This window comes from Mycobacterium sp. 852013-50091_SCH5140682 (assembly GCF_001665685.1).
GTDB lineage: Bacteria > Actinomycetota > Actinomycetes > Mycobacteriales > Mycobacteriaceae > Mycobacterium.
Window position 1 is genome coordinate 47,436 of the sequence record NZ_LZTB01000013.1, and the last position, 14,420, is coordinate 61,855.

14 protein-coding genes and 1 pseudogene are annotated in these 14,420 nt (G+C 64.0%); 3 read left to right on the plus strand and 12 right to left on the minus strand.

Annotated features, from left to right (window positions below):
- Positions 1-37: 37 nt before the first annotated feature.
- The 4 genes and pseudogenes from A5784_RS05355 to A5784_RS05370 form a co-directional block, all read right to left on the minus strand.
- Complete coding sequence (locus A5784_RS05355; RefSeq protein ID WP_156750391.1) at positions 38-1,258, minus strand: DUF6986 family protein; 1,221 nt, start codon at positions 1,256-1,258, stop codon at positions 38-40.
- 58 nt (positions 1,259-1,316) lie between these two features.
- Positions 1,317-2,021: pseudogene (mddA, locus tag A5784_RS05360) on the minus strand (methanethiol S-methyltransferase); the annotation flags it as partial.
- A gap of 48 nt (positions 2,022-2,069) precedes the next feature.
- Entirely contained in the window at positions 2,070-3,635 is a 1,566-nt protein-coding gene (locus tag A5784_RS05365; protein WP_064943160.1) for an HD domain-containing phosphohydrolase, read from the minus strand.
- Positions 3,636-3,666: 31 nt separating this feature from the next.
- A complete protein-coding gene (locus A5784_RS05370) occupies positions 3,667-4,413 on the minus strand; it encodes a hypothetical protein (protein WP_064943157.1) in 747 nt (248 codons plus the stop codon).
- A gap of 221 nt (positions 4,414-4,634) precedes the next feature.
- Between A5784_RS05370 and A5784_RS05375 the strand changes: the two genes are divergently transcribed.
- The gene (locus A5784_RS05375; protein ID WP_082944668.1) at positions 4,635-5,522 is read left to right on the plus strand and encodes an endo alpha-1,4 polygalactosaminidase; all 888 of its coding nucleotides are present in this window, start codon (positions 4,635-4,637) and stop codon (positions 5,520-5,522) included.
- 25 nt (positions 5,523-5,547) lie between these two features.
- On the opposite strand, the gene A5784_RS38160 is transcribed toward A5784_RS05375, so the two are convergent.
- The 5 genes from A5784_RS38160 to A5784_RS05400 form a co-directional block, all read right to left on the minus strand.
- Entirely contained in the window at positions 5,548-5,751 is a 204-nt protein-coding gene (locus A5784_RS38160) for a hypothetical protein (RefSeq protein ID WP_156750392.1), read from the minus strand.
- Between the two features lie 313 nt (positions 5,752-6,064).
- Complete coding sequence (locus A5784_RS05385) at positions 6,065-6,805, minus strand: SDR family NAD(P)-dependent oxidoreductase (RefSeq protein WP_064943062.1); 741 nt, start codon at positions 6,803-6,805, stop codon at positions 6,065-6,067.
- Positions 6,806-6,870: 65 nt separating this feature from the next.
- The gene (locus A5784_RS05390) at positions 6,871-7,233 is read right to left on the minus strand and encodes a nuclear transport factor 2 family protein (RefSeq protein ID WP_064943064.1); all 363 of its coding nucleotides are present in this window, start codon (positions 7,231-7,233) and stop codon (positions 6,871-6,873) included.
- 39 nt (positions 7,234-7,272) lie between these two features.
- On the minus strand, positions 7,273-7,701 hold the full coding sequence (locus A5784_RS05395) for a MarR family winged helix-turn-helix transcriptional regulator (protein ID WP_082944680.1): 429 nt from the start codon (positions 7,699-7,701) through the stop codon (positions 7,273-7,275).
- A 144-nt stretch (positions 7,702-7,845) separates the two neighbouring features.
- Positions 7,846-9,180, minus strand: a complete 1,335-nt coding sequence (locus A5784_RS05400) for a cytochrome P450 (protein WP_156750393.1) — start codon at positions 9,178-9,180, stop codon at positions 7,846-7,848.
- A 242-nt stretch (positions 9,181-9,422) separates the two neighbouring features.
- Here A5784_RS05400 and A5784_RS05405 point away from each other — a divergent pair, with 242 nt between their 5' ends.
- Positions 9,423-10,148 (plus strand): glucose 1-dehydrogenase, encoded by a 726-nt coding sequence (locus A5784_RS05405; protein WP_064943164.1) that lies wholly within the window; start codon positions 9,423-9,425, stop codon positions 10,146-10,148.
- A gap of 76 nt (positions 10,149-10,224) precedes the next feature.
- On the opposite strand, the gene A5784_RS05410 is transcribed toward A5784_RS05405, so the two are convergent.
- Entirely contained in the window at positions 10,225-10,986 is a 762-nt protein-coding gene (locus tag A5784_RS05410; RefSeq protein WP_082944670.1) for a TetR/AcrR family transcriptional regulator, read from the minus strand.
- Positions 10,987-11,342: 356 nt separating this feature from the next.
- On the opposite strand from A5784_RS05410, the gene A5784_RS05415 reads away from it, so the two are divergent.
- Positions 11,343-11,948 carry a TetR/AcrR family transcriptional regulator gene (locus A5784_RS05415; protein ID WP_064943071.1) on the plus strand — a complete coding sequence of 202 codons (606 nt, stop codon included), beginning with the start codon at positions 11,343-11,345 and terminating at the stop codon, positions 11,946-11,948.
- 23 nt (positions 11,949-11,971) lie between these two features.
- Here the strand turns inward: A5784_RS05415 and A5784_RS05420 are convergent, their stop codons facing one another.
- Together A5784_RS05420 and A5784_RS05425 are read right to left on the minus strand one after the other, a co-directional pair.
- The gene (locus A5784_RS05420) at positions 11,972-13,504 is read right to left on the minus strand and encodes a class I adenylate-forming enzyme family protein (protein ID WP_064943073.1); all 1,533 of its coding nucleotides are present in this window, start codon (positions 13,502-13,504) and stop codon (positions 11,972-11,974) included.
- 54 nt (positions 13,505-13,558) lie between these two features.
- Positions 13,559-14,347, minus strand: a complete 789-nt coding sequence (locus A5784_RS05425) for an enoyl-CoA hydratase-related protein (protein ID WP_064943075.1) — start codon at positions 14,345-14,347, stop codon at positions 13,559-13,561.
- Between the last annotated feature and the right edge of the window lie 73 nt (positions 14,348-14,420).

A 14,420-nucleotide genomic window follows, 5' to 3' on the forward strand; every position in this document is an offset into this window, starting at 1 on the left:
AATCACGACCCTGGGCGCAATTTCAACGTCGAATGCCTCATACGGTGCGACGCTTGAGGGCTCGCAACGTCTCGAGCGTCGCGCCGGGCGCCAGGGCCGCCACGTCGGCGGCGGTGAAGGCGCCGCAGTCCAATCCGCGCAGCACCACTGCGGCCAGCGCCTCGGCGGTTGCCGGCTCGTCGACGATCGACCCGCCGCGCCGGTCGAGGTAGGCCTGCAACCTCGGCGCGGCCGCTGTCATCGCGGCGCGGAAGAACGCGAACGTCGCGAGCCAGCGAGTCACCAGGTGTCCGGGATGCATATCCCACCCTTGGTAGAAGCCGCGCGCCAGCGACCGGCTCACCAGACGGTGATGCCGCCGGATCGCCTGCGCCACTTGGTCGTCGGAACCCACCGGGGCGACCTGGGTGGAGCCGTCGCATATCCACACGCCGGTCTGTGCGGCCGCGACCTGCATGACAGCCTTGGCATGGTCGGCCACCGGATGGTCGAGGGACTGATGCTGGGGTGCTATTCCACAGGCCGCGCTGTAGTCGTAGGTGCCGTAATGCAATGCGGTGCAGCGGCCGTCGGCACGCTGGATTGCGTTGGCCACGGTGGCGGTGCCGTCGGGGTCGAGTACTGCCTGCGGGCTCTCGATCTGCAACTCGAAGCGCAGCGCACGCTCCGGCAGGCCGTGCGCCGATTCCAGGGCCTCGCACAGCCATACCGCCGCGGTAACCTGCTCGGCCGCACGAAGTTTGGGGATCGTGAACACAAACCCGTTCGGCAGGCCGCCGTCGAGCACACGCTCCAAGGTCCGCACAGAGCGCGGTCGCTCGGTGACGGTCAGCCCCTTGATCCGGATCCCGGCGCTGTCGAGGCCAAGTGCGTGCAGCGTCTGACCGGCCTGCACCGCGTCGGCGTCCTCGACGTCGTCGGGCCGGCGGCCGTAGCCGTCCTCGAAGTCCAGCCTCAGATCGGCGATGGGCGCCTGGGTGAGACGCTCCCGCACCAGGGCCAGTTCATCGGGGTCGCCCAGTTCGGCGAACACCGCGGCGTGACGGTCCAGCAGGTCGAGCGCCGCCGCTCCCCATTGACGTGGGGTGTCCGGCGAGGCATCCGCTGCGCTCACGTAGACGGTGTGCACCGGTTGGATGTCACTGCGGTCGCCGGGAAACCGGCTGGCCAGCTCCGCGTCGACCGTGGTGAGCAGCTGGTCGACGCGGGACAGTGTGTCCTGGTCGATCCGTGGACGGTGTTGTGCTGGCACCGTCATATCGTTGCGCGTCGACGCGTTCTCGGCACGGCGAACGCCGCATATCCGCAAACAACCGGGGCACCAGCATGGGCACCGTCTCGCGGTAGGCGGCGTAGCGCGCGCCCAGCGTCGCCAGCAGGTCGCGTTCCTCCAGTTGTATTGCCAGCAGAATCCAGCCGGTCGTGACGGTGGCGAACAGCAGATGCGCCGCGGTCATCGTGGGCGCCGCCCAGAACGCGACGATGAAGCCCAGGTTCAGCGGATGCCGCACGGCGCGATAGAACAACGTGGTGCGAAAGCCCGTCTCGGCCTGTGGCCGCGCGGTGTTGAAAACCTGTCGTAGCCCGAACAACTCGAAATGGTTGATCATGAACGTCGACGCCAGCACAATCCCCCAGCCCAGCCAGAACAGCGACCACACGGTCATGCAGGCCGGCCGCCAGTCGATGTCCCACACCACAGCGGGTATCGACCGCCACTGCCACATCAGCAACGCCAGCGTCGAACTCGCGCAGAGCACGTAGGTGCTGCGCTCCATCGCCGTGGGTACGTAGCGCGTCCACCACCGTTTGAATCCAGGGCGCGCCATCACGCTGTGCTGGGCGGCGAACAGCGTCATCAGAAGCACATCGACGACGACCGCGACGCCCACCGGCGCTGCGAGGGCGTCATCGACGCTGCGCGGGGTCAGGCCACCTACGAAGCCGATGGCATAGACGAACACGGTCAGGAACAGTGCATAGCTGATCGCGCCGTATGTGATTGCGAAATAACGGTTCATGACCACAAGCGTGACGCCGGCTGCGCACCCCGAAATGAGGCATTTGCCTCAACTTTCGATCCCGCCGACCAGCCCGCACTCCAGCGCGTACATGCTGGCGCCGATCCGGTTCGAGACGCCGATCTTGGCATATGTCCGTTCGACGTGATTGCGCGCCGTCTTTTCGCTGATCACCAGTTTTGCGGCGATCTCCTTGTTGCTCGCGCCTTGGGCGACCAACCGCAGCACCTCGACTTCACGGGCGGTCAGCCCACCGGGACGCAGCGCGGCACGTCGTCCGCGATGCCCGGCTGCGTGCAGGATCGCGTCGACGGCGACCTGGTCGAGTTCCCCGTCGCGCACCCGGGTATGCAGCCGGCGGGCCGCGCCCTGCGTCGACAGCGGCTCACGATACGGTCTGGGCTCCACAGCCGACTGATACGCAACCGCGGCCGCCACCAGCCGGTCGGGCATGGTCAACTGCCGCGCTCTCGCCCCGCGCGGATAGCCGCGGCCGTTGAGGTACTCATGATGATTGGCGGCCACGGAAGCGACGCGCTGCAAACCGGGAATGCGGTGCAGGATCCGCTCGGTCAGATACGGATGCAGACGTACCCGCTCGAACTCGGCCAGCGTCAAAGCGCCTGGCTTGGACCAGATTTGATTGGATACGCCGATCCGGCCGATGTCGTGAATGTGCGCTGCCCGACGGGTGAGCGTGACGTCTTCGGCGTCGAGCCCCACGCCTGCGGCGGCATCCGCCGCCAGTTGCGCGGCGGCGCGCGAATGACCAAGTGTGAACGGGCATTTCAGGTCGACGAAATCGCCGAGCGCCGTCAGCAGCGCATCGAGCGCGGCCGCGTCGAGTCGGGCGTTGCGATCCGGCGCCTGCTGAAGCGCCATGGCCCAGATGTCCCCGTTAGCCGGGACCGCCAGCAACGCGTCCGGGTCGGCCATGAACGCGTCGACCACCGCCGGGTCGAACTGGCCGCCGCGGCGGCTCCGAGCCATCGCCACGGCGCCGCCGGTGCCGTACTCGCGGTCGTGCACCTCCACCATGTCGGCCAACTGCGCGACCCGCATCTCGATCGGAATCGCCTCGCCTGACACCCCGCCGGGTAGCCCACCGCCGTCGAAGCGTTCGAACGTGTGCCGCAACGCCGTCTGCACGTCGTCCGCCAGTCCGATCCGCTGTGCGAGCAGCGCAGCCGATGTGCAGTGCGAGTGGATCAGTTGCGAAATGTGGCCGCGGGCATCGAGATACAGCGTCGAGATGGTCTTGAGCCGCTGCAGCAGCGATGCGCCCTGGCCGACGTTGCTGAGCAGGAAACGCTGATACGGCAGGCCCGACCAGTCGACCAGATAGGCGCCACGGCGTACCGCGATGTCGTCGCCGAACCAGCGGGTGTATTCGTGCGAGTCCGCGTGGCATCCGATCCACATGATCAGTGTCGAGTAGTAGACACAGTCACGCTGAGCTCGGGGCAGTCCCAGGCGGTCGGCGAGGCGCGTGGCGATCACTGCCGACCGCAGCATGTGTTCGGTCGGTTGGCCCAGGCCCAGGTCGATGGCCACCGACAACGCCGCGAGAACCTCAGCTCGCGTCGGAAGCTCATCCTGGCGGTCGACAGTCACGTGCTGATTGTGCGCTCTGGCGTCGTCCGGGTCAGCGGGACAGCTCGAGTCCGTCACACCGGTGCCTGCCGACGTCGAACGTCTCGAAACAGCCATGTCCGATCACACAGACGCCCCGCTGCGGCAGCCGGAAATCCCCAAGGCAGGCTTGCTCGGCCAGCGCCATCGGCGCGCCGAGGTCTCTACCGGCCAGTGTGGCGACCGAATCTTCAACTGCCCATACTATTTTGGGGGCGATCCGGTACCACTGACCGTTGGGTAGCGTTCCGCCGAGCTGCACTCGGCCCATACCGAGCAGTGGGCCGACGGCTCGACTCATCGCTGCGAGTGCGGCCGCACTGCGCCACGCCGATGCGGGCAGCCGGGAGCCGATGGCGGTGGCCAGCCGGGTCGCTGTCGTGCTGCAAATATCTACCCGCCAATCCAGCAGGCCGGCAATGGAAATGTGAAGCGTCCACGGCGTCACCCAGGCAGAACTGATGTCGCATTGGACCGGCGCGATCGACGTGGCCGAGCTGAAATAGCGCGAGCAACTCTGCGCGCCCGGCGTCGTTGCGTAGAACGTCCATACGCCGTCGGGATCACGGTGCCACACCGACCGGTAGCCCGGTGCGAACGAGCTGACGGGAAAGTCCCGGAACGCCAGATAATGTCCGCTGGCGAACGGCAGGCCCATCACGCCGAAACCGGCGACCCGTTCGTCGGGGCCGGGCGGCAGGCGAAGGCGTTCGGCGGCCGCGGCCGGGATGACTCGGGGCGGTGTGCGTCGGTGGGTCATGCCAGAAGCTTCGGCGTTCACCGCGGCCGTCCGCATGAGGCATCTGCCTCACAAACAGATCACCCGTTTCGGTGTGTGTCGAGCGGGCGTTTCGCGGCAAATTTGGAAACGGTAGAAGATATTTGGGTTGCGATCCTCTCTGCACCTGTTGGACAGTTTGTCGCATAATTCATGTCGCTCGTGAGCCATCCCGCGGATCCGGACCGCAGACAGGGAAGCCTATGCCGACTGTTCAAGCACCAGCAGCAGGCTGCTCGCCGCTACGCCGCCACTTCACTTCTCGTTACGCGACACGGCTCTTCGCTCTGTTGCTCATCGTTGCACTGACCGCACTTGGGTGCAGCAACGGACGCCAGACGCTGGCTCGGGATACTCCCGCAGCGGAGTCGACGAGTAGCACGAGAGCGTGGTGGCGGCCAACGGGTACGCCGACCTGGCAATGGCAACTCAATGACGAACCGATCGATGCGACGGTCGACGCGGAGGTGTTCGACATCGACCTGTTCGACAACTCTGCCGCCACGGTTGGCTCTCTTCATGCCCAGGGTCGACGCGTGATCTGTTATTTCACCGCGGGTTCATGGGAACCGTATCGGCCGGACAGCCATGCCTTCGCGCCAGATCTCTTGGGCGGGCAAGTCGAGGCTTGGCCGGATGAGCGCTGGTTGGACATCCGCCGGGTCGACGCACTGCGTCCGCTCATGGCTTCACGGTTGGATCTCTGCCGTGACAAGGGGTTCGATGGTGTGGAGCCCGACTGGCTCGATAATCATCGTCAGCGCACCGGGTTCGACATCACCCCGGAGGACCAATTGCGGTTCAATCGGATGCTCGCCGACATGGCCCACGAGCGCGGCCTGGCTATCGGGTTGAAGAATGATCTCGATCAGGCGGTGCTCTTGGCCGATTTGTTCGACTACTCAGTCGTCGAGCAGTGCGTGGAGTTCGACGAGTGCGCAGCGCTCAAACCGTTCACCGACCGGGCCAAGCCGGTATTCAGCGCGGAATACCATGTGACCCGCGATGTCGCCTGCCCGCAGGCTGAGCGTCGAGGCCTGTCCATGGTACTCAAACGTGTGGACCTTGATAGGTGGCGTGAAACATGCTGAAGGACAGGATTTCTGAGCGCCAGAATCAATGTGAAAGCGGAGTTTCCGTGACATCTCTACGGCCGATGCGGACAAAGATGTCGGGCCGCTTCGCTCGATAGAAGAGGCCGAGGGCGACCCCGACGAGGCCACTGCCCCAGACCGCGGCCTGCAAGATCACCGCGTAGACGCCGGAGCCGCCGGTAAGCGTCGAGAAGTTCATGATTCCCAAGATCAGTAGAACGCTCATCGCCACCAGTGATACCGCCGGAGCTACCATAGACACCCACAGATTGACCGAGTGTGCTCCTCGCTCACGCCTGAAGTAGGCGAGGACGGCAAGGCTCACGAGAGCGAACAAGACATCCGCAGCCACGATGGACCTCGCCCGGCGATCGTCACAGTCCCGCGACTTGGGGCGCGTCGCCCGCCGGCACGACGATGCGCGCGGCAGGCAACGCTGGTCATCACGCGATTCTATCTAGCAGCAGCAGAACCGGCCCTATATCCAGACATAAATCCTCGCACTCGAACTATGTTGGCGCATAGTCCCGCCGTTGACGTCAGACCTGAATCTGCCCGCCGTCGACGGCCAGCTCCGCACCGGTCATGAAGCTGCTCTCGTCGGAGGCCAGGAACAGCACCGCGGAAGCGATCTCCTCCGGGTGTCCGAGCCGCTTCATCGGCACCTGAGCAGTCAACCCGTCAAGCAATCCCTGCTTCTGCTCGGCAGGCGCCAAGTCGGTGAGTCCCGGGGTTTCGATTGGGCCCGGGATAACGGTGTTGACCCGGATCTTGCGGTCGGCCAGTTCTGCGGCCCACGTGCGGCCGAGAGACCGGATTGCGGCCTTGGATGCCGCATAGAGGCCGAACGCGGGCATGCCCTTGGTTGCCGCGGTCGACCCGGCCAGGATGATCGACGCGCCGTCGTTGAGCAGCGGCAACGTCTTCTGCACCGTGAACACGGTGCCGGCCACGTTGCGGTCGAAGTTGTCCCGGTAGTGCTTCAGCGTCACGTCGGCGAGGGTCGCGAAATCGCCGCCGCCCGCGTTCGCAAAGACGACGTCCAGCCCTTTGCCGTGCTTGGCGATTTCGGTGGCCAAGACGTCGAGTTCTTCGGGCTTGCTGATATCGCTCTGCACACCGTGGGCGCCGATCGAGGCAGCCGCCTCGTCGAGGCGGGTCCGGTCCCGGCCGGTGATGAAGACGTAGGCGCCCTCCTCGGCCAGCCGCCTCGCGGTAGCGAGGCCGATGCCCGAGGTTCCACCTGTGACGAGTGCCGTCTTGCCGTCTAGCTGTCCCATGATCGAGCTCCGTTCTGGTTGTGAGTTTCGGCGTTGCGGACGGTATAACCTACGTGATAGATCACCTATTCCGCCGAGTTCAGCACCGTCCACAGTCGGTGGATGCGGCCATCGGATATCTCGGCCACGTCGAAGCCGGACGCCACGGTGGTGTCGTCCGGGGTGCGCACCTCCCAGGCCAGGAAACCCAGACCGCGGGTTTGTCGAACCATGCCGACCTTGACAAAGTGCAGCCCCTGCAACTTTTCCTGCAGCTCAGCTGCTTTGGCGTTCAGTTCGGCATGGCCTGTGGCGACACCCTCGTCGTCGGTCCACCGCACATCGTCCGCGTAGGTCGTCGCGATCGCCTCGGCGCGGCGCCGAGGGTCGCGCTCATTGAACACGGCCAGCAGGTTGGCCTCCATCAGGACGGTGATCACGTCACTCATAGGTCTACTCCCATATTTAGGTGATTATTCACCTAAATACTAGCGCGGCGCGGGCGGGAGAGAGCTGTTGTGATTGAGGTTGACGTGGATGTGCTCCAACGCAGCGGTGAACGGTGCGAGCAGGTTCTCGGGCAGCGGGTCGAAGAACAGCCTGCGTACGAGGTCCACATGGCCGGGAGCCGCATCATCGATGGCCCGCCGCCCGTTCGCCGTAAGGACGACGTTCGTGGTTCGGCCGTCCGTCGCGCCGGTACGCCGCTCGGTCAAGCCACGTTCTTCCATGCGCCGCAATTGATGTGACAGCCGGCTGCGCTCCCAGCCGATCTGCGCGGCAAGGTCACTGATGCGCATGCCCTCGTCGCGGTCGCCACTCAGCGCGACGAGCACGTCGTAATCGGCCAGCGACAAACCTGATTCGGCCTGCAACTGGCGGTTCATCTCGTAGCTCATCCGCAGCTGCACCCGCATGTAGGCGACCCAGGCGCGCTGCTGCTTCGGCGTCAGCCATTCCTGCTTACGTGATGTGCCCCGCACTTTTCTTGGCGTCACGCTTGTCAGTATGACGGTCGGCGAGGCTGCTTGAGCAGAACATGCACGTACCCAATCGTGTGACTACCTCACCAGCCGCAGCTTCAGCTTTGTGAAATGTCTTGAGAAGTCGGTGTTGTCCATCTCGACAGGCTCCGCGAGTGCGATACGCCGGCATCGCGCCGCCACCACTTCGAACACAGCCTTGGCCTCTGCGCGTGAAATGACCTGCCCCACACAGCTGTGCACGCCCATCCCGAAAGAGAGATTGCGGCTTTGCTCCGCCGGTCGCAGGTAATCGAAGCGTTGCGCATCGGTGAAGACCTCAGGATCGCGGTTCGCCGCCGCCAGTAGGTATCGGATGGTCGATCCAGCCGGAATGTCGGTGCCACGAATGGTGAGATCTTCAGTGGTCACCCGATAGAAAGATAGTTCTGGAGGATCGTAGCGGACGATCTCGTTGACAATGGCGTCGCGAACCTCCGGCCGGTTTCGATACGCGTCGTAGACATCGGGTAACTGCGCAAGAATGCTCAGGCCTGCCGCGATGATGTAGCCGACGTCCATGTGCCCCAGGCTGTAGAGCATCAAGATCGTCGCCCGCATTTCGTCTTCGGACATATCGCCGCGCATTTGCGCAGCCACCAGAGCATCCGCCAGACCGTCGCCGGGCGTCTTGCGCTTGGCTTCGATCAAGGGAATGACCCGTTCGGTGAGTCTGGCGAATCCGACCTCCGCCATCTGCAGTGTTCCGGGTCGCGGGCACGCCGAGAGCATCGGCATTGTGCTCGCCATCTCGGTCATGACACCTTCGGCATCGTGGTCGGGAAACTGAAGTACGCGACACATCGTGCGGTGCGTAGCGAGCAGTGACAGGTCATGCCATCCGTCGAGAGTGTCACCCCGCATCTGGTCGATGATTTCGTTGGTGACAGCAACGGTCGTGGTAACCCACTCGCGGACCATCTTGGGTGTGAACCACTTGTTTGTCTGGCGGCGCAAGCGGGTGTGATCAGGGACGTCGCGTCCGATGACGGTTTCACGGGCGACCGACCAGGGCCCGGCCAGATCCCAGCCCGGCTCGACGGACATGGCCGGATGCTTGCCGAATTCCATGATGTCGTCGTACCGCGAGACGACGAAAGACCCTGTGTCATCATGCAATACCGGCACTTCGGCTTGCGCCCGCGCATACCAAGGATACGGGTCCCGTTCGAAGTCCGGGTCATCCCACGGCAAGTAATCGTATGCGCTCAGCTTGCCATCGCCGGCCGGCAACGTGCGACCGCCGTTGATAACGACACCTCCAACGAGACGTTCTGAGAGAGTGGACTTTTCATCGCTTGCCGCCTGCACGGTCGGATCACCTTCCAACTGGATGACGCGTAACGATCGACCTTCACTCGGCCTGTCGGCCAACTATGCCGCTCATCCGAATGAGCTTAACGCTTCTTTATGTGTACCATATCACAGTGAGGGAGCTCGGCATAAACATCCATACGGGGAAACAGCCAGTCACAGCGCGGTTTATTACGCCAAGCCGCTCCACCTGCAGACCGCCATCCCATGGCCATCATGTCGATATGGCGGGCAGTGATCGAATGTTCATTAAATATTTGCCCAGCCCGAACCGGAAGGACAGTCGAACTCAGATGACCAACATGAACAAGCGCGTCGACGGCAAGGTCGCCGTCATCACGGGGGCAGCACAAGGAATGGGCGCTGCTCACGCTCGGTTGCTGTCAGAACACGGCGCTCGGGTCGTCATCGCGGATCTCGCCGATTCCACGGGACAACAGCTAGCCGATGGCCTCGGCGACGACGCGATGTTTGTGCACCTCGACGTCACCGATCCCGCACAGTGGGCAGCGCTGGTCAAGACAGCCAACGCACGCTTCGGTGACATCGACGTGTTGATCAACAACGCAGGCATACTGATCATGCACTCGGTGGAGACAGCAACTGTGGCCGATTACCGAAAAGTGGTTGATGTCAACCAGATCGGAACATTCCTCGGCATGCAGGCAGTGATTCCCGGAATGAAGCGTGCGGGGGGCGGCTCCATCGTCAACATCTCGTCTACGGCCGGCTCCGTCGGGTTCGCCGACCACATCAGCTACGCGGCCACGAAATGGGCGGTGCGTGGGATGACCAAAGCCGCGGCCTTGGACGTCGCCCCATACGGCATACGTGTCAACGCGATCCTGCCCGGCGAAGTCAACACTCCGATGATCGCCGACCTGGGCCTCAGCGTCGACTCAACACCGCTGGGCAGGTTCGGGGATCCCCGAGAGATCGCCTATCTCGCTCTATATCTCGCATCTGACGAATCCCGCTATACCACGGGCGCCGATCACGCCATCGACGGTGGCTACACCGTCGGCTGACCTAATTGCCCTGCGCCTCGGTCAGGCGCATGTACGACGCGTGCCCCGCCAGTGGCCGCGGTGTCGCGGAACTGGGTCAGCCGCGAAGCCTGCGGACGTTTCGTCGTCCCGCCGTCCCCGGCACGTCGCGCGGATCAATGTCGAGCACCAACAACGCGCGGCACATGGCGACAGCCTGATCAACGCACAATTGCAGGCCAGGCTTGGTGCCGTCCCACTTGCACCACTCCTTGGCCGTGTCCAAGATCTTCACCACCACCTTGGCGAACTTGTCGACATCTGATGACGGGTACTCGAGTTCGCGCGCGGCCGCGGCGTGCATCTGCACATACAGGCGCAGCCACTCCCGGGATTCGTCGCGCATGTCGCGCGGCAGGAATCCACCGATGCGATCACTGGCGAGCAGGATGTCCCACATATCGTTCTCGGGACTTTCCAGCTGCCGCCGCAGGTGAACTGCGATCAGGGTGTTCCAATACTCATCGACGTCCGTCGTCTTATCGACGGCTTCCAGTATCGCCGAGGCGAACCGATAGAAATGCCACCGATACGCCTCCAACACGATCTCGTCCCGTCCATCGGCGAAGTGGCGGTAAATGCTGGGAGCCTTCACCCCGACGCGGTCCCCCAGGGCGCGCATCGTCACCGACTGGTAGCCGTTCGTCGATGCCAACTCGACGAACGCTTCGAGGATCTGCTGCCGTCGATAGGTCATGTGCGACCAGTCCGCCTGCTCGACGTAGGCGCGCAACTGATCGGCGGCTCGTAAACGTGGCGACAATTGTTCGCGTGCCTCGGATACGCGCCCTGCGGGCGTCGCAGCTGTCGCCTCTGGCATCCATCGGTCCTTCCGTCGCCGGCGCAGACCGGCGAACTCTCGTTTGCCCAGGCACGATTCGGGGGAATCTGCCGCACCTTGCCGATCAACCTTACGCGGGACCGGTATGGACTGTGGTGCGAACACTCTCAAGTCATGAAACACCAGCTAGTGCCCTACGGTGGTAATCTTACGAACGTTAAGTAGAACCTGTCACACCGTACCCCGAGATCAGGCTGCTCAGCACGGTTGAGAGCTCGTCACCCGCATAGTGAGGACCACAGATGGCAGTGGCCAGGAATAGCGCGAGCAACGGCGCGCCGAAACGTGAACGAAAATCACGGACCGGACGCGAAACTGTCGGACGCGAACGCGTCATGCAGGTCGCACTGCAACTGTTCCTCGCCAACGGATACGCAGGGACCAGCCTCAAGGCGGTCGCTGATGAACTCGGAATCTCCCCGCCGGCGCTGTATTGGTACTTTCCGTCGAAGGAGGAGCTGTACGGGTCGGTCATCGAGCAGTCCATGCGCGATTTCCTGGACTACGTCCGCGGAGCCATCACCGACAGCGACCCTGTGTTCAAGCTGAGCCAACTCGTCCGTGCACACGTCACTTGGCAGCTTCAACAGTCCGAGATCGCTCAGGCCTTCGACCTGACGATGGCGCTCAAAGGCCGTGCCAGCGATATTCCGGAAAGCCGGTTGGCCCCTGTCCGGAAGCTCGAAAACGACTACCTCGACGACGTTCGCGCCATCCTCCGAGAGGGTGTCGAGGCAGGTGTGTTCGACGTCGATGACTATGTCACAACGGCATTCGCGATCATCACGCTGTGCGAGTACGTCACGACCTGGTACAACTCCAACGGTCCGCTGTCGATACCTGCCGTAGCCAACCGCTACGAAGCACTCGTGCGCAGAATGGTCGGGGTCGTCTCCAGCCGCGTCGCGCACCACCCGGAAGCACTCAAATCCAACAGATGACACAGATGACACCACCGCGGCCGCTACCGGGCGGCCGAGGCGCCGTGAGCCTTCTCCGCACTGAATTGGGCGGCAATCGCGCGCCGATCGACCTTGCCGCTTGCCGTGCGCGGGAGCGGGTTGAGTACCCGGATTCGTTCGGGCACTGCGTAATCGGGCAGTTGCGCGCGGAGCCGCTCACGCGCAGCGGTCTCGTCGAAGACGTGGCCGGGCCGTTCCTCGACCGCAGCCCAGATGCGGTTCTGCAGGATAGGGTCGGCGACACCGAACACGCAGCCGATGCCCACTGAATCCATCGCGGCCAAGAGACCCTCGACATGGGCGGGAAGAACCTTCTCACCGCCGCGGTTGATGACGTCGTCAACGCGGCCTTCGATGTAGTAGAAGCCATCCTCGAGGCGAGCCAGGTCGCCCGTGCGCAGCCAGCCATCCTGGATTTTCGTCGCGGTCAGATCCGGTTGACGCCAGTAGCCCGCCATCATGGTCGGGCCCTTGACCCACATCTCCCCGACCTCACCGGCGGCCACGTCGAGCCCATCGTCTTGCCCGACGATGCGGATCGCAGTGCCGGGAACCGCGAAACCGACTGATTCACCGCGACTTTCGGCGTACCGGGGCGGGAGAAAGGACACCGCTGAGCCATACTCGGTCATCCCATAGCCGTGGCACAATCGCATGTTCGGCCACTTCGCCAAGAGCTCATCGATCCAGGCGGCCGGCATAGGCGAGCCGCCGTACAGCAGGACCCGCACCGAGGCCAGCGCCTGCTCTGCCCCGTCGGCGAGCATGATCAGTCGATGGATGCTCGGCACCGCGGCCAGATAGGTGACGGGCCGAGCAATCAGAGCGGCAACAGCGTCTTTGGTGTGGAACTTCCGCAAGAGGTCGGTGCGGCCACCGAGCAGCAGCATGTGGCCGAACTGGTCGACAAAACCCGTGTTGTGGAACATCGGCACCACGACGAGTGTGGAATCGGTGCCACCGGTGCCCAGCACCCTGACAAACGCCCAGGAAGCCTCGGCGAGTGCCCGCTGAGTCAGAGTGGCGCCCTTCGGCTTTCCGGTGGTCCCCGAGGTGAAGCTGATAAGCGCGGGCGCTTCGGTGTCCGGCGCCGCAGGCAACGGGGCTGCGTCGACGACGTTGCCGTCGCTGAGCGAGCGCACCTTGCTCGCAGGCACTTCCGCAACGATGTCCTCGTGAGCGTGGTCAGCCAATACCAGAACCGCGTCCAGTAGTGCCACCTGCTCGGCAAACTGCGACGGGTTCAACCGGTTGTTGGCCGGAGCGATCACCGCGCCGAGGGCAAGCACCGCCATATAGTGGACGACCCACGCTATCTCGTTGTGCCCCACGATGACCACGCGGTCCCCTGGCTGAACACCTTGCTGGGCCAGCCAACCTGCGCAATGCGACACCGCTTGCGCGAATTGGGAGTACGTCAGCTCGCGCGTCGACGCGGTCAGTGCCAGGGCATCAGGCGTCGTGGTTGCCCAGTGATCCAGCGCGGCGGACAGTGTCGGGAACGGCAGTGGGCGATTGTCGAGGAACTCTGTCATCGTCGTGCTCCTAGCGGTACTTGGTATGCGGGTGGTGATCACGTTGCGGAAAGCTCAGCGTCCGCGCCATTGCGGCGCACGTTTCTCGGCGAAAGCCCTGGCCCCCTCGATGGCGTCGTCGCTGACAGGCACCAAAGGTGCCACCTCGAGATCTCGGCGGGTGACGGTGAATGCATCTTCGTCCGACAAGCCTTGGGCCGCTTCGACAATCTCCAGGGTGGCTGCAACCGACAGAGGCGCCGCTTCGCAGAGGCTCCGGGCCAGCTCCATCGCAGATTCGAGGACGAACTCGGCGGGTACTACCCGGTTGACCAATCCCCACCCGTGGGCTTCGTGGGCAGTGAAGCTGCGGCCCGTCAACAGCAGCTCCAGCGCCAATGCTCGCGGCAGCCGCGCAGCCAACCGGATGACACCGCCGGCGTCGGGTAAGACACCGATACGTGCCTCGGGAAACGAGAACGTCGCTGCGTTGGACGCAACGACCAGATCGGCACCGAGCATCATCTCGACACCCCCACCATAGGCGGACCCGTTCACGGCAGCGATGATCGGCTTGCGGCGTCCGAACAATTCGGTGATGCCGGCGAATCCACCGGCTCCGTGGTCAGCATGGGCGGACTCGCCATCGTTGGCGGCCTTGAGATCCCAGCCTGCGCTGAAAAACCGATCACCGGCCGCGGTGAGCACTGCGACGCGGAGGTCGTCGTCGTGGTCGAGCCGCGATATCGCGGCATGTAGGGCCCGGCTGGTGGCAGCGTCGATGGCGTTGGCCTTCGGCCGGTCCAGCGTCACCGTGAGTATGGGTCCATCGATATCGATGGTGACCCCTTCGGCTGCCGTCATCTGAATCCTCCTGCATGGTTCGAGTCCGGCTGGGGGCAGGCAAAACCCGGGCTGCCCCCAGCCGCGGTCTTCG

What these genes read in the sequence shown, in the direction of transcription:
- A5784_RS05410 (WP_082944670.1), bottom strand. Translation starts at nt 10,986, where the DNA reads ATGCCAGAGGCGACAGCTGCGACGCCCGCAGGGCGCGTATCCGAGGCA.
- A5784_RS05415 (WP_064943071.1), top strand. Translation starts at nt 11,343, where the DNA reads ATGCAGGTCGCACTGCAACTGTTCCTCGCCAACGGATACGCAGGGACC.
- A5784_RS05375 (WP_082944668.1), top strand. Translation starts at nt 4,635, where the DNA reads ATGCCGACTGTTCAAGCACCAGCAGCAGGCTGCTCGCCGCTACGCCGC.
- A5784_RS05420 (WP_064943073.1), bottom strand. Translation starts at nt 13,504, where the DNA reads ATGACAGAGTTCCTCGACAATCGCCCACTGCCGTTCCCGACACTGTCC.
- A5784_RS05425 (WP_064943075.1), bottom strand. Translation starts at nt 14,347, where the DNA reads ATGACGGCAGCCGAAGGGGTCACCATCGATATCGATGGACCCATACTC.
- A5784_RS05370 (WP_064943157.1), bottom strand. Translation starts at nt 4,413, where the DNA reads ATGACCCACCGACGCACACCGCCCCGAGTCATCCCGGCCGCGGCCGCC.
- A5784_RS05395 (WP_082944680.1), bottom strand. Translation starts at nt 7,701, where the DNA reads ATGCGGGTGCAGCTGCGGATGAGCTACGAGATGAACCGCCAGTTGCAG.
- A5784_RS05405 (WP_064943164.1), top strand. Translation starts at nt 9,423, where the DNA reads ATGAACAAGCGCGTCGACGGCAAGGTCGCCGTCATCACGGGGGCAGCA.
- A5784_RS38160 (WP_156750392.1), bottom strand. Translation starts at nt 5,751, where the DNA reads ATGAGCGTTCTACTGATCTTGGGAATCATGAACTTCTCGACGCTTACC.
- A5784_RS05385 (WP_064943062.1), bottom strand. Translation starts at nt 6,805, where the DNA reads ATGGGACAGCTAGACGGCAAGACGGCACTCGTCACAGGTGGAACCTCG.
- A5784_RS05390 (WP_064943064.1), bottom strand. Translation starts at nt 7,233, where the DNA reads ATGAGTGACGTGATCACCGTCCTGATGGAGGCCAACCTGCTGGCCGTG.
- A5784_RS05355 (WP_156750391.1), bottom strand. Translation starts at nt 1,258, where the DNA reads ATGACGGTGCCAGCACAACACCGTCCACGGATCGACCAGGACACACTG.